The following is a 15,001-nucleotide window of genomic DNA, read 5'->3' on the forward strand; positions in this document are numbered from 1 at the left end:
CCCCCACGCCGTAAACGACAAGACCCCGCCAATTGGCGGGGTCTTGCTGAGAGGCTATCAACCGAAGCGGTAGGCGCCCATATAGAGGCTGCCGCCATCCCAGCTTTCGTGCAGCCGGGTCGGTGCCACACCATCGGCCGCCCCCAGCGCCACAAAGAGCGGGCGCAGGTGGTCGTCGTGGGGATGGGACTCCACCGCTCCGGGAGCCAGCCGACGATAGTCGAGTAGCGCCAGTCGATCCTCGTCGGCCATCTTCTGCTCCAGCCAACCGACAAACTGGCTGGCCCACTCCGGTACTGGCGAGCCTTCCGGCGCCAGCGCCCGCAGGTTGTGGGTGATGGCGCCGGAGGCGAGGATGCCAATCCCCTGACTGCGCAGCGCCCCCAGCACCTCCCCCAGTTGCCACAACTGGGCCGGAGTGAAGCTTGCGGGGATGGAGATCTGCACCAGCGGGATCTCGCTGTTTGGGTCAATCAGGGAGAGGGGCGACCAGACCCCGTGATCCAGCTCGCGCCGTACCGGGATGGCGGTCAGTCCGGCCAGCGCCAGCTGGTCGCTCACCCCTTGCTGCAACCACTCGGGGCTGCTGGCAGGCCAGCGCATCCGGTAGAGGGGTTCGGGAAAGCCGTAAAAGTCGTACATCAAGGTCGGTTTGGGCTCGACGTTGATCTGCAGCTCGCGGCTGAACCAGTGGGCGGAGATGACCACCAGCCCCTTGAGCTCACCCAGACGCAGGGTTCGCAGAAAGCGGGTGGCGGGTTGCTCACGCAGCACCAGATCCGGTGCGCCGTGAGAGATAAACCAGACGGGGGCGAGGGACATAAAGCGGACTCCAACAAGGTATCAGGGGGCGATACCGGAGGGGATATCGCTGTTGGAATTGATTATCCCCCCGCCACTTAAGGTGAACAATCCAGCAAGATAGATAAGCACTATCAACCAATGGTTGATAATTTCACTCCTTCTCTCCTTCCTTCACGACCGGGAAGCGGCAATAGATATCAAGGCTGCGGCGCATCCAGCAGCGGTCGGGGAGCGCGAAGCGCCATCCGGGTCGCGGCACTGTGGTCCTGCCACTCTCGCCACGCCAATCCCTCGGCCGCCGCCTCCCCTTTTACCGGGTGGAAAATGAGTGCGAGCAGACCAGCGTTGTCAGGCCAGTCGCGGGCTGGCAGTGCCTGAACCAGCAGCAGAGTGGTGCCCAGCAAGAGCAGAGTCCATCCGGTTTCATGGCTGTTTTTCATCCCGACCTCCTTCACCCGTGCGCCAATGAACTAACATTTTTGCGCAAGCCGGTGACAAGACGGTGACAGCGGACGGGTGGTCATTTTACAACATCTGAACCTCAACCCGGCCAAACAACCACAGATGGCAACATTTGTATCCCTTCAGCCCTAACCTGTGGCCGTATGCTCTAAAATGTGACTCACAGGAAAACGTTATCCCTGAAAAGAAAACGTTATCTGGTCAAAACGTTGTTTCTGGATCATAAAAAGATTCCAAAAACTGGTGTATATTGCTCGGCGGAAATTCCTTAACCATGAAGATTGACATGAAAAAGACCAAAATTGTCTGCACCATCGGTCCGAAGACCGAATCCAAAGAAATGCTGGCCAAAATGCTGGACGCCGGCATGAACGTCATGCGCCTGAACTTCTCCCACGGTGACTACGCCGAGCACGGCAGCCGCATCAGCAACCTGCGCGCTGTGATGGCCGAGACCGGCAAGCACGCAGCTATCCTGCTGGACACCAAGGGTCCGGAAATCCGTACCATGAAGCTGGAAGGCGGCAACGATGTCGCGCTGGTCGCTGGCCAGACTTTCACCTTCACCACCGACCAGACCGTGGTTGGCAACAAAGACAAAGTGGCTGTGACCTATGCAGGTTTCGCCAACGATCTGCGCGTCGGCAACCGCATCCTGGTTGATGACGGCCTGATCGGTCTGGACGTTATCGAAATCACCGAGCGCGAAGTTATCTGTAAAGTGCTGAACAACGGTGACCTGGGCGAGAACAAAGGCGTTAACCTGCCGGGCGTCTCCATCAAGCTGCCGGCCCTGGCCGAGAAAGACAAGCGCGACCTGATCTTCGGTTGCGAGCAAGGCGTTGATTTCGTTGCTGCTTCTTTCATCCGTAAGAAAGAAGACGTTCTGGAAATCCGTGAGCACCTGAAAGCCCACGGTGGCGAGAACATCCAGATCATCTCCAAGATCGAAAACCAGGAAGGTCTGGACAACTTCGACGAGATCCTGGCTGTTTCCGACGGCATCATGGTTGCTCGTGGCGACATGGGCGTAGAAATCCCGGTTGAAGAAGTTATCTTCGCCCAGAAGATGATCATCGCCAAGTGTAACAAAGCCCGCAAAGTGGTTATCACTGCCACCCAGATGCTGGACTCCATGATCAAGAACCCGCGTCCGACCCGCGCCGAAGCTGGCGACGTGGCCAACGCCATCCTGGACGGTACCGACGCAGTGATGCTGTCCGGTGAATCCGCCAAGGGTAAGTACCCGCTGGAAGCCGTGACCATCATGGCCACCATCTGCGAGCGTACCGATGCCGTGATGCCGTCCAACCTGTCTGCTGCCAACGACAGCAACAAGCTGCGCATCACCGAGGCCGTATGTAAAGGCGCCGTAGAGACCTCCGAGAAGCTGGACGCCCCGCTGATCGTGGTAGCTACCGAAGGCGGCAAATCTGCCAAGGCCATTCGCAAGTACTTCCCGAAAGCCTGGATCCTGGCTATCACCACCAACAAGAAAACTGCTGCCCAACTGGTTCTGACCAAGGGTGTGGTTGCTCACGTGGTTGACAGCATCGCCTCTACCGACGATTTCTATCGCATCGGTAAAGAAGCCGCGCTGGAAATCGGCATGGGTCTGAAAGGTGACGTGGTTGTGATGGTCTCCGGTGCTCTGGTACCGAGCGGCACCACCAACACCGCTTCTGTTCACGTTCTTTAATCAGAGCTGAACGAGTTGAAAACGGCGCCTGCGGGCGCCGTTTTTTTTATCCCCCCCCCCTGCTTACCTGACAAGCCCGGTGTTAGAATCCACGCGAATTTAATCTATGCGGGAAATCTCCCGAATATCGCGTAATAACCCGGAAGTTATATGCCCTCAATACGTTTTAAAAGAGTCTCGGCCACCCTGTTGCCGCTGCTCTGTTTAATCGCCAGCCTCTGCGTCCCGCAAGCCATGGCGCAAGATGCCCCCTCTCGCAATTCCGTTCAGCGAGCACTGGATGGTCTGGGTAAATCAGAGACCCTGACCGTCAGTCAGCAAGCGGATCAGAAGTTGCTGACCGAGACCCTCGCGCTGCTCGACAGCATCGACAAGGAAGAGGCGAAGGCCAAGACCCAGGCACAGCGGATCCGCAACCTGCCCACCGAACTCAAAGAGATCAGCACCAGGCTCGATGCCCTGACCAAGGGCAAGAGTGTCGAGCAGATCAAGAGCGAATACGCCAGCATGAGTCTGGCGGAGCTCGACAGCCGTCAGCCGGAAGTGCTGGCCAACATGCAGGAAGCCCAGGAGGCCCTCGGCACCATCGGCAGCCAGCTCACCAGCCTGCAGACCCTGCCGGAGCGGGCGCAGGCCAGAATGAGCCACGCCTATCAGCGCAGTCAGGAGATCCGCAGCCGTCTCAACGCCGGTGAAAGCGTCTCCAGCGCCGAGAAGATGAAGCTCAATGCCGAGTTAGCGCTGATCGATCTGCAACTGGCCCAGTTGCAAAAGGATCTGGATAACCGTACCAGCATGCAGGATCTGGCGGTCAAGCAGCGCGACTATCAGAGTGCCCGTCTCGCCATCGAAGAGCAGAAACTGCAGTTGCTGCAGGAGCAGAGCAGCGCCAAGCGTCTCGGCGACACCGAGAAGACCGCCGAGCAGACCGGTGAGCTGGTGGCGACCGAAGACAGCCCGCTGGTGCAAAAAGAGCAGGAACTCAACCACCAGCTCAGCCAGCAGCTCATCACCGCCACCACCAGCCTCAACTCGCTGGTACAAAAAAACCTGCAAGCCAAGAGCTGGCTGGAGCGCGGTACCCAGACCGAGCGCAACCTGAACGAACAGGTGCAGATGCTCAAGGGCAACCTGCTGCTGTCACGCATCCTCTATCAGCTCTACCAGCAGCTGGAAGCGGCCCCCTCTATCGCCGTCAAGAATCTGGAAGAGCAGATCGCCGACCTCCACCTGGCCCAGTTCGAACTGAGCCAGCAACGTGACCAGCTGTTCCAGAAGAACCTCTATCTGGACAACCTGATCGCCGGCAGCAAAGAGCCGGTCAGCGAAGAGGACAAGGCCAACCTTGCCAAGTTGCTCGACACCCGCATCAATCTGCTCGATCAGCTCAACCGCCAGCTCGACAGCCAGCTCACCAACGCCATCAGCCTGCAGCTGACCCAGCAGCAACTGGCGCGGATCTACGCCTCCATCGAATTTACCCTGCAACAACATATCTTCTGGGTCAGCAGCAACAAGCCCATCGACAGCAAGTGGTTTATCAGCTGGCCCGCCCAGGCCTACAAACAGGCCTCCGACTGGGTACTGAAACCGGACTGGAAACGCTGGCGCGAAGAGTTGCTGGGGATCTCCCTGCTCGCCTTCCCGCTGTTGCTGATCGGCGGCCTGCTGGTCTGGAAGCGCCCGACACTGGTTGAACGACAGAAGAAGATTGCCAAGGATCTTGGCCGTTTCCGTCAGGACAACCAATGGCACACCCCTGTCGCGCTCTTCTACACAGTGCTGCATCGCCTGCCGGGCAGCCTGTTCATCCTGGCTGGCGGCTTGCTGCTCACCTATTGCGGTCTGCTCAGCCCCAAGCTGATGTTCCAGATCACCCTGAACCTCGCCCTCGGTTACCTGGTATTCAGCGTCTATCTGGCGGTCATGCGTCCGGGTGGCATCGCCGAAACCCACTTCCGCATTCCAAAAGCGGAGCTGCAAGCCAAGCGCTCCAGCATGCGCTACCTCTGGTTGCCACTGCTGCCGCTTATCATGCTCGCGACCAAGGCGGTGGTTGAACCCTCCACCCTGGGCAATGACGTGATCGGTCAGGCCATGACCCTGCTCCTGTTGGGACTGGCCGCCTATCTGGTGTTCCCCATCTCCCGCGCCCGCATCAAGGGCGAGGTGAGCATACAGAAGTCGCTGATCGCCATCGCCCTGGCGCTGGCACCGGTGGCACTGATCGTGCTGGCGATGCTCGGTTACTACTACACCGCGCTGAAGCTGACCGGTCGCCTGATCGAATCCTTCTACCTCATCATCATCTGGAGCCTGGTCTACCGCACCGCCCTGCGTGGTCTGGAGCTGGCCGCCCGTCGTCTGGCCTACCGCCGCGCGGTAGCCAAGCGCGAGCACAAATCTTCGGAAGATGCGGAAGGTGGCGAGTCCGTCGAAGAGCAGCCTATGGATCTGGAGGATGTCAGCCAGCAATCCCTGCGTCTGACCCGTACCGTGCTGCTGCTGATCTTCGGCGTCGCCTTCTACTGGCTCTGGTCCGATCTGGTGGCGGTATTCTCCTACCTCGACAGCATGGTGCTGTGGCACCGCAGTGAAGGCACCGGCGCCAACGCCGTGCTGTTCCCCATCAGCCTGAGTGACGTGCTGATCGGCTTCCTGCTGCTCGGCGGCGCCTGGTCACTGGCGCGCAACCTGCCCGGTTTGCTGGAAGTACTGATACTCTCCAAGCTCAATCTGGCCCAGGGTACCGCCTACGCCATCACCACCATGCTCAACTACGTGCTGATCGGCTTCGGCTCCCTGACCGCCCTCTCTATGATGGGCGTGCAGTGGGACAAGCTGCAGTGGGTAGCGGGTGGTCTGTCGGTCGGTATCGGTTTCGGTATGAAGGAGATCCTCTCCAACTTCGTCTCCGGCATCATTATCCTGTTCGAGCGTCCGGTGCGGATCGGTGACACCGTCACCATCGGATCCTTCTCCGGTACCGTCTCCAAAATCCGTATCCGCGCCACCACCCTGACCGACTTCGACCGCAAAGAGGTGATCATCCCCAACCAGCAGCTGATGACCGAACGGCTGATCAACTGGTCGCTGAGTGACACCGTCACCCGGGTGATCGTGCGGGTGGGCGTGGCGTACGGCTCGGATCTGGAGCTGACCCGCACCCTGCTCAAACAGGCGGCCGATGAAAACAGCCGGGTGCTGAAAGACCCGGCCCCCATCGTCTACTTCCTCACCTTCGGTGCCAGCACTCTGGATCACGAGCTGCGCTTCTTCGTGAGCGAACTGGGTGACCGCAACCCGGCAGTGGACGAGTTGAACCGCAAGATCGACCAGCTGTTCCGCGAGAACGGCATCGAGATCGCCTTCAACCAGATGGATGTCTACATCAAGAACATGCAAGGTGAAGAGCAGAAGGTGGAGTCCAACTCCGCCGCTCTGCCGCCCCCCGCGGAAGATGGCAAACAGCCAGTCTGATAGCGAAAGGCAATGATCTGATGGCAACAGCCGCTCACCCAGGTGAGCGGCTTTTTTTATACGGCTCAGGTCAACGAGGCGGTTGGCGGGTAACGGGTCTGCGGGAAACGGATGACCAAAATGACTCGCATGAAGACCGTTATCATCGAGTCGCACAGGATTGTTCATGACATCGCGTCAGCCGACACCATAAAGCGGTTTACCACCACACGGCTCTCACCTATGGTAAAGCATGCAAAAGATGCATCGAGGAGTCGCTTTCCCCATGAATGACCGAGAACTGCAACAGATCCTGTTTCGCTCCTTCGATGTGATCCCGCTGCCTATTCTGGTGTCAGAATCCATTGCCCGTCACGATGGCCGCTCGCCCGACATGATCCCGCAGCGGCGCCACCGCTTCCTGAACAAAGCCTTCCTTGAGCAGCTCGGCTACGACCTTGCCGAGCTGCCGGACATGGCCTCCTGGTTTCGACTTGCCTACCCGGATGAAGGGTATCGCCGCACCATCATCGACTCCTGGCACTCGCAGGTGGAACAGAGCTTGTCGCAAGGGCTGGAGGTCGCCGAGATGCCTGCGCTGATCCGCTGCAAGGGCGGCCAGTCACGCTGGTTTATCGTCACCGCCCAGCTGGGGGCAGATGCCATCCCGGATGGCCATATCGTCACCTTTCGTGATATCCACGACCTGCAGTGCATGGTGGAAGAGGTAAGCCGCCTCTCCTGCACCGATCCCCTCACCGAGCTGACCAACCGGCGCGGTGCCCAGCAGCAGTTGCAGGCCCTCTGGTTGCAGGGTGAACCCCTCTCGGTGGTGCTGGGGGATATCGACCATTTCAAGCAGGTCAACGACCGCTACGGCCATCCTGCGGGCGATGCCGCGCTCTGCACCGTCGCCCACGCCATGGCGAGTCAGCTGTTGCCGGGGGAGAGTCTGGCCCGCTGGGGCGGGGAGGAATTTCTGCTGATCCTGCCGGGTTGCGACATTGAACAGGCGGCGCGGCGCGCCGAACAGCTGCGCCAGCATGTCAGTACCACCCGTGTGCCGTGGCAGGGGGATCAGCTCTCCCTCACCATCAGCCTGGGGTGTGCCAGCATGAAGGGGCAAGAGGGCATCGACTACCTGCTGATGATGGCCGACCGGGCCCTTTATCAGGCCAAGGATCAGGGCCGTAACCGGGTTGTCATCTCGGCACAATAGCCTGGTGACCAGAAGGGGAAGCCGACACGCGGCCATAAAAAAACCGAAGCACCAGGCTTCGGTTTTTTACTGCAGCAACTGGCGTGAGCCAGCCGGGCATTACTTCTTGATACGGATAACCGGGGTCTCGCCCACAGTCACAGCACCCGTCATTTTGATCAGCTCTTTGATCTCGTCCATGTTGGAGATGACAACCGGAGTCAGGGTAGACTTGGCTTTCGCTTCCAGAACGGCCAGATCGAACTCGATGATGGTGTCGCCGCGCTTGACCTGTTGGCCTTCCTGAGCGATACGGGTGAAGCCTTCGCCTTTCAGTTCAACGGTGTCGATACCGAAGTGAACGAACAGCTCGATACCGGAGTCGGATTCCAGAGAGAACGCGTGGTTGGTCTCGAAAATCTTGCCGATGGTGCCATCGCACGGTGCAACCATCTTGTTGCCAGCCGGCTTGATAGCGATACCGTCACCAACGATCTTCTCGGCGAAGACAACGTCAGGCACATCTTCGATCGGCACGATTTCGCCAGACAGCGGAGCAAAGATTTCGATGCCGCCGGTGTCAGAGCTATCGTCGGAAACCAGTTTCTTCAGTTTGTCGAACAGACCCATATAAAGCTCCTAGAGATGATTTGTCGCTGTTTGCAGCCGATCTTAGCAGACTGCCTTCTGCTTAATAAAGTTATCTACGCATGCTTCGATTTCAGCGGCGGTGGCAAAGCTCAGTGCTTGATCAGCCATGGCCTTCACATCTTCGAAGTTGGTGTTGCGGATAAGCTTCTTGATACGCGGTACAGAGATGGCGCTCATTGAGAACTCATCCAGACCCATACCCAGCAGCAGCAGGGTGGCGCGCTCGTCACCAGCCAGTTCACCACACATACCGGTCCACTTGCCTTCGGCGTGGGACGCATCGATAACCATCTTGATCAGCGTCAGGACGGAGGGTGACAGCGGGTTGTACATGGCGGAGATCATCTCGTTACCACGATCGACAGCCAGGGTGTACTGGGTCAGGTCGTTGGTACCGATACTGAAGAAATCCACTTCCTTGGCCAGATGATGAGCCATCACGGCAGCGGCCGGGGTCTCGATCATGATACCCACTTCAATGGATTCATCAAAGGCTTTGCCTTCGGCACGCAGTTCGGCTTTCAGCGTCTCTACGGTAGCTTTCAGGCTACGGAACTCTTCGACAGAGATGATCATCGGGAACATGATGCGCAGTTTGCCGAAGGCAGAGGCACGCAGAATGGCCCGCAGCTGAGCGTGCATGATGTCTTCGCGGTCGAAGAAAATACGCACGGCACGCCAGCCCAGGAAGGGGTTCATCTCTTTCGGGAAATTCATGTACGGCAGCTCTTTGTCGCCGCCAATGTCCATGGTACGCACGATGATCGGCTGATCCGGCATCGCTTCGGCCACTTCTTTGTAGGCTTTGAACTGCTCGTCTTCGGTCGGCAGCGCGTCACGGTCCATGAACAGGAACTCGGTACGGTACAGACCCACGCCTTCGGCGCCATTGCGGATGGCACCTTCGGTATCCTTGACGGTACCGATGTTGGCGCACACTTCGACCTGATGACCATCCAGAGTGATGGCAGGCAGGTCTTTAAGCTTGGCCAGCTCATCTTTCTCGGCTTGGAACTGAGCCTGGAACTTCTTGGCTTCGCTCAGCTGTTCAGCAGTCGGATTGATGATGATCTGGTTGTTGATCGCATCCAGCACCAGCATGTCACCGTTCTTGACGCGCTCGGTGATGTCGTTGGTACCCACGATGGCCGGCAGCTCCAGAGAGCGGGCCATGATGGAGGTGTGAGAGGTACGGCCACCGATGTCGGTAACGAAACCCAGCACATATTTCAGGTTGATCTGAGCGGTTTCAGACGGGGTCAGGTCTTTGGCGACCAGAATGACCTCTTCGTCGATGGTGCTCAGGTTGACAACGGCGATGCCCAGTACGTTCTTGACCAGACGGGTACCGATGTCACGGAAGTCGGTTGCGCGTTCGCGCAGATAAGGGTCATCCAGTTCGGCCATCATCTTGGCGTACTGTTCGATCACCTCATAGATGGCTTTGTCAGCGGAAGCCTTGTTCTCTTTGATGAAGGATCTGATATCCCCTTCCAGCTCCTCATCTTCGAGCAGCATGATGTGGCCTTCGAAGATGGCCTCTTTTTCCTCACCGAAGGTACGACCGGCCATCTCTTTGATGGCTTCCAGCTGAGCAGCTGACTTGGTACGAGCTTCGAGGAAACGGTTGATCTCGGCATCAATCTGCTCGGCGGGAATCTTGCCCTGATTGATAACGATTTCATCTTCTTTAAGAAGAAGCGCCTTGCCGAATGCGATACCGGGGGACGCAAGAATGCCAGATATCATAATCCTTCCTATTAAAACGACTGTGGGGGAGGAATAAAGCTGGATTACTCCAGCTCGTCCATCAGGGCAACCAGCTTCTCAACAGCTTGTTGAGCATCCGGGCCGTCAGCCTGGATAGTCACGTTGGTACCCTTGGTCAGGCCCAGGGTCTGCAGCTTGAACAGGCTCTTGGCGCTGGCGGACTTGCCACCGGAGACCACAGTGATCTCGCTTTGGAATTCTTTGGCTTCTTTCACGAACTGAGCTGCCGGACGGGTGTGCAGGCCGTTTTCAGCAGTAATAACAACAGACTTCTCGTACATGGTTTCACCCCATATTATTGATATTTTTTGGTGGATTGGTCGTTTTTGAAGCGCCCTGACCCACCGTGTCAGTATGGATATGTTGTAAAGTAACGAAAGCAGACCCGCAATGGTTTAATCCAGGTCAAGTTTCTGTGCAGTAATCGGCGCGCTGGTTGGCAATTTTCAGTTATTGGGCTACAAGCCGCATCAGGACTGGCCTGAAATTATTTTATAACGAAAAATAACACTTTGTTACTTTGTGATACCCAGCCAGCAAACACCGCGTGACGCCGCACAGGATATGAGATTTACCGCGGAATGTCTGCTTTTTTTCTCACTCCGGAACTTGTTATTTTACCCCAAAAAATAAGGATCAAGTGACACTAACAGGGGTTGAGTCTAGCCCATAAAGAAGCGGCGCTCCTGAGAGCGCCGCTGTTTTGAAAGATTCCGATCAGTTACTGCTGCAGTTCCTGCTCGCTGAACACCCCGGCAAACAGGGCGCTGGAGAGGTAACGCTCCGCCGCGCTCGGCAGGATGACCACAATGGTTTTACCCGCAAATTCCGGCAGCTCGGCCAGACGGCTGGCAGCCACCACCGCAGCACCGGAGCTGATACCGGCCAGGATCCCCTCCTCCTCCATCAGGCGGCGGGCCATCTCGATGGCTTCGTCGCTGGTCACCTTCTCCACCCGATCGATGAGGGAGAGGTCGAGGTTACCCGGGATAAAACCGGCGCCGATCCCCTGGATCTTGTGGGGACCCGGTTTGATCTCTTCACCGGCCAGCTTCTGGCTGATGACCGGCGACTCGGCCGGTTCGACCGCAACAGAAACCACCGCCTTGCCTTGCGTCTGCTTCAGATAGCGGGAGACACCGGTAATGGTGCCGCCGGTACCGACCCCGGCCACGAACACATCCACTTCGCCATCGGTGGCATCCCAGATCTCGGGGCCGGTGGTCTTTTCGTGGATCTCAGGGTTGGCCGGGTTTTCAAACTGTTGCAGCAGCACATACTTGCCCGGCTCGGATTCGAGGATCTCGTTGGCCTTGGCAATGGCCCCCTTCATGCCGAGCGGCCCTTCGGTCAGCACCAGATTGGCGCCGAGCGCCTTGAGCAGCTTGCGGCGCTCCAGGCTCATGGTAGCGGGCATGGTCAGGGTAATGGGATAGCCGCGAGCTGCCGCGACAAAGGCCAGAGCAATACCCGTGTTGCCGCTGGTAGGCTCGATGATCTCCTTACCCTTGGTCAGGATGCCGCGCTTCTCGGCATCCCAGATCAGGTTGGCACCGATCCGGCACTTGACGCTGAAGCTGGGGTTACGGCTCTCGATCTTGGCCAGCACGCGGCCTTTGGTAACACGGTTGAGACGAACCAGCGGGGTGTGACCGATAGTCTGGCTGTTGTCCTCAAAAATTTTGCTCATGGTGCTATCCCTGTGTTTGTTACGACGATGAAACAAGATTACCCTGTGGTTTCTGAATGAGAAGTGACTATTCGTTATAACCATATGGTATTACAACATATAGAGCTTATTCTCTCTGGCCCCTGACTACGGGCGCCAATCGTCAAAGGAACCGACGTTATGGGATTTTCAGGAAGCAGCGATTATCTCGCCTCCGATGCATTGAGGATGGCTGTCAATGCCGCCATCACCCTCGAAAAACCGCTGCTGATCAAGGGGGAGCCGGGCACCGGCAAGACGGTGCTGGCGGAAGCAGTCGCCGACTATCTCGACACCGACCTGATTGCCTGGCATATCAAGTCCACCACCAAGGCCCAGCAGGGGCTCTACGAATATGATGCGGTGGCCCGGCTGCGCGACTCCCAGCTCGGCGACCCCAGAGTGGCCGATATCAGCCACTACATTCGTCAGGGTAAACTGTGGCAGGCCTTCAGCGCCGAGCAACGGCCGGTGCTGCTGATCGACGAGATTGACAAGGCCGACATCGAATTCCCCAACGATCTGCTGCTGGAGCTGGATCGGATGGAGTTCGACGTCTACGAAACCGGCGAGCGAGTCAAGGCACGCCAGCGGCCGGTGGTCATCATCACCTCCAACAACGAGAAAGAGCTGCCGGACGCCTTCCTGCGCCGCTGTTTCTTCCACTACATCCGCTTCCCCGACAAGGCCGAGATGCAGGCCATCGTCAAACTTCACTACCCCGATCTCAAGGAGAGCCTGCTCGGCGAGGCGATGGATCTCTTCTTCGAGCTGCGCGAGGTAGAGGGGCTGCGCAAGAAGCCCTCCACCTCGGAGCTGCTGGACTGGATCCGGCTGCTACTGGCCGACAATATCGCCCCCGAGGCGATGCGCGCCCGCGAGCCGGGCAAGCTGGTACCCGCGCTATACGGCGCCCTGCTCAAGACCGAGCAGGATCTGCATCTATTCGAGAAGCTCGCCTTTCTGGCCCGGCGCGGCAGCTGACCCATGCTGATCGACTTTTTTACCCACCTGCGCCGCCACAAGCTCCCGTGCAGCCTGCGCGAGCTACTGGATTTGCACGCCGCACTGGCTGCCCGGCTGGTCGCTGTCGATATGGGCGAGTTCTATCAGCTCTCCCGCTGCATCATGGTGAAAGATGAGGCCCACTACGATCGCTTCGATCGCGCCTTCGCCGAATACTACGAAGGGCTGGACGCCATTCCCCTGCTGCCGGAAAGCCTGCCCGAGGAGTGGTTGCGCAAGGAGTTCGAACGGCTGTTGAGCCCCGAGGAGAAAGCGTTACTCAAATCCCTCGGCGGACTCGACAAGCTGCTGGAGACACTCAACCAGCGGTTAAGCGAGCAGAAAGAGCGCCACGCTGGCGGCAACAAGTGGGTGGGGACCGGTGGCAGCAGCCCGTTTGGCCACGGCGGTTTTCACCCAGAGGGAGTCCGCATGGGTGGAGAGGGCCAGCACGGCAAGGCGGTCAAGGTGTGGGAGGCTCGTCACTATCGCAACTTCAGCGACGACTCGCCGCTCGGCCAGCGTGCCATCCAGCTGGCACTGCGCAAGCTCAGACGCTGGGTGCGCAAAGGCAATCCCGACGAACTGGATCTCGACGACACCATCAGCAGCTCTGCCCGGCAGGGATGGCTCGATGTGAAGCTGCGACCCGAGCGCCACAACGGGGTGAAGCTATTGGTCTTTTTCGATGTGGGGGGCTCCATGGATGCCCACGTGGCCGAGGTGCAACGCCTCTTCTCCGCCCTGCGCCACGAGTTCAAGCATCTGGAGTACTTCTATTTTCACAACTGCCTCTACGACTTCGTCTGGAAGGACAACAACCGCCGCTTTGAGGAGCGGTTCGATACCCTGCGGCTGCTGCGCACCTACGGCAGCGACTACCGGGTGATCCTGGTGGGGGATGCCACCATGGGCCCCTATGAGATCACCTGGCCGGGCGGCAGTGTCGAGCAATGGAACGAGGAGTCGGGTCAGGTGTGGCTCACCCGCTTGCAGCAACACTTTCCCAAACTGGTGTGGATCAACCCCACCCCGCGCCGGGAGTGGCTCTGGCACCCCTCGATAAAATTGATGAATGATGTGGTTGGCGGGCGGATGCATCCGCTGACCCTGGCGGGTCTCGCTGCGGCGATCGACCAGCTATAACCTTCTCTACCCTATAAACCGACAAGCCGGGAACGCACCCGGCGAGGAGCAAAGATGACCTCTATCGTGATCAGTGGCTCAGGCCTCTATACCCCACCCTTTGCCGTCAGCAATGAAGAGCTGGTGGCCGCCTTCAACCAGTATGTGGATCTCTACAACGAGGAGAACGCCTCCGCCATCGACGCCGGCCAGCTCTCCGCCAAGCAGCATTCCAGCTGCGAGTTCATCGAGAAGGCCTCCGGCATCAAGAGCCGTTATCTGGTGAGCCGCGAAGGGGTGCTCAACCCCGACATCATGCAACCACTGCTGGCGGAGCGGCCCGATGAGATGCCCTCCATCATGGTGGAGATGGCGGTGGCCGCCGCCGAGCAGGCGCTGATCGCCGCCGATCGCGAGCCGGGGGAGATCGATCTGGTCATCGTCGCCGCCTCCAACATGCCGCGCCCCTATCCGGCACTGGCCATCGAGCTGCAGCACTATCTGGGGGCGAGCGGCATGGCCTTTGACATGAACGTGGCCTGCTCGTCCGCCACCTTCGGCATCAAGACAGCCGCCGACATGCTGGCAGCCGGCACAGCCAACGTGGCGCTGGTGGTCAATCCGGAGATCTGCTCGGGGCACCTCAATTTTCGCGATCGGGATAGTCACTTTATCTTCGGCGATGCCTGCACCGCGGTGCTGCTGGAGCGGGAGGCCGATTGCAAGGTGGCCAATCCGTGGCAACTGGTGGCCAGCACGCTGGTGACCCAGTACTCCAACAACATCCGCAACAACTTCGGCTTTCTGAACCGTCTCAGCCCGCGTACCCGCTACAGCGACGACAAGCTGTTTCGCCAGCAGGGGCGCAAGGTGTTCAAGGAGGTGTTGCCGCTGGTGTGCGACCAGATCGCCAACCAGCTCGACGAGCAGGGCTGGCCTGCCGATAGCCTGAACCGGCTCTGGCTCCATCAGGCCAACCTCACCATGAACCAGTTCATTGGTCGCAAGCTGCTGGGCCACGATGCCAGCCAGCAGGAGGCGCCCAGGGCTGACGCATCAGTGTTTATACTTTGAACAACCCCATACATTCGAACAAATATTGTTCATTCAGACAGCAGAG

General features: G+C 58.6%; 11 protein-coding genes and 1 pseudogene. 6 read left to right on the forward strand and 6 right to left on the reverse strand.

Annotated features, from left to right (window positions below; all coding sequences use genetic code 11):
- Positions 1 to 57: 57 nt before the first annotated feature.
- On the reverse strand, positions 58 to 822 hold the full coding sequence (locus OKC40_RS16320) for a DODA-type extradiol aromatic ring-opening family dioxygenase (protein ID WP_058054334.1): 765 nt from the start codon (positions 820 to 822) through the stop codon (positions 58 to 60).
- 179 nt (positions 823 to 1,001) lie between these two features.
- Entirely contained in the window at positions 1,002 to 1,244 is a 243-nt protein-coding gene (locus OKC40_RS16325) for a hypothetical protein (protein WP_058054333.1), read from the reverse strand.
- 308 nt (positions 1,245 to 1,552) lie between these two features.
- Here OKC40_RS16325 and pykF point away from each other — a divergent pair, with 308 nt between their 5' ends.
- From pykF to OKC40_RS16340, 3 genes are all read left to right on the forward strand, one after another.
- A complete protein-coding gene (gene pykF, locus OKC40_RS16330; protein ID WP_031227651.1) occupies positions 1,553 to 2,965 on the forward strand; it encodes a pyruvate kinase PykF in 1,413 nt (470 codons plus the stop codon).
- A gap of 150 nt (positions 2,966 to 3,115) precedes the next feature.
- The gene (gene mscK / locus OKC40_RS16335; protein ID WP_270795980.1) at positions 3,116 to 6,445 is read left to right on the forward strand and encodes a mechanosensitive channel MscK; all 3,330 of its coding nucleotides are present in this window, start codon (positions 3,116 to 3,118) and stop codon (positions 6,443 to 6,445) included.
- Positions 6,446 to 6,710: 265 nt separating this feature from the next.
- Positions 6,711 to 7,643: a GGDEF domain-containing protein gene (locus OKC40_RS16340; RefSeq protein ID WP_270795982.1), complete on the forward strand. Its 933-nt coding sequence runs from the start codon at positions 6,711 to 6,713 to the stop codon at positions 7,641 to 7,643.
- Between the two features lie 99 nt (positions 7,644 to 7,742).
- Here the strand turns inward: OKC40_RS16340 and crr are convergent, their stop codons facing one another.
- From crr to cysK, 4 genes are all read right to left on the reverse strand, one after another.
- The gene (gene crr, locus OKC40_RS16345) at positions 7,743 to 8,252 is read right to left on the reverse strand and encodes a PTS glucose transporter subunit IIA (RefSeq protein WP_042061931.1); all 510 of its coding nucleotides are present in this window, start codon (positions 8,250 to 8,252) and stop codon (positions 7,743 to 7,745) included.
- Between the two features lie 42 nt (positions 8,253 to 8,294).
- Complete coding sequence (gene ptsI, locus OKC40_RS16350; RefSeq protein ID WP_182939162.1) at positions 8,295 to 10,022, reverse strand: phosphoenolpyruvate-protein phosphotransferase PtsI; 1,728 nt, start codon at positions 10,020 to 10,022, stop codon at positions 8,295 to 8,297.
- Between the two features lie 44 nt (positions 10,023 to 10,066).
- Positions 10,067 to 10,324 (reverse strand): HPr family phosphocarrier protein, encoded by a 258-nt coding sequence (locus OKC40_RS16355; RefSeq protein WP_005338266.1) that lies wholly within the window; start codon positions 10,322 to 10,324, stop codon positions 10,067 to 10,069.
- Between the two features lie 440 nt (positions 10,325 to 10,764).
- Complete coding sequence (gene cysK, locus OKC40_RS16360; protein WP_058054330.1) at positions 10,765 to 11,733, reverse strand: cysteine synthase A; 969 nt, start codon at positions 11,731 to 11,733, stop codon at positions 10,765 to 10,767.
- A gap of 159 nt (positions 11,734 to 11,892) precedes the next feature.
- Between cysK and OKC40_RS16365 the strand changes: the two genes are divergently transcribed.
- The 3 genes and pseudogenes from OKC40_RS16365 to OKC40_RS16375 all read left to right on the forward strand — a co-directional run.
- Positions 11,893 to 12,735, forward strand: a complete 843-nt coding sequence (locus OKC40_RS16365) for an AAA family ATPase (protein WP_270795985.1) — start codon at positions 11,893 to 11,895, stop codon at positions 12,733 to 12,735.
- A gap of 3 nt (positions 12,736 to 12,738) precedes the next feature.
- Positions 12,739 to 13,902 carry a vWA domain-containing protein gene (locus OKC40_RS16370; protein ID WP_270795986.1) on the forward strand — a complete coding sequence of 388 codons (1,164 nt, stop codon included), beginning with the start codon at positions 12,739 to 12,741 and terminating at the stop codon, positions 13,900 to 13,902.
- 54 nt (positions 13,903 to 13,956) lie between these two features.
- Positions 13,957 to 14,925, forward strand: a pseudogene (locus OKC40_RS16375) (beta-ketoacyl-ACP synthase III); the annotation flags it as partial.
- Positions 14,926 to 15,001 lie beyond the last annotated feature (76 nt).

It is taken from the genome of Aeromonas sp. QDB11 (assembly GCF_027705265.1).
GTDB classification, from domain to species: Bacteria; Pseudomonadota; Gammaproteobacteria; order Enterobacterales; family Aeromonadaceae; genus Aeromonas; species Aeromonas allosaccharophila.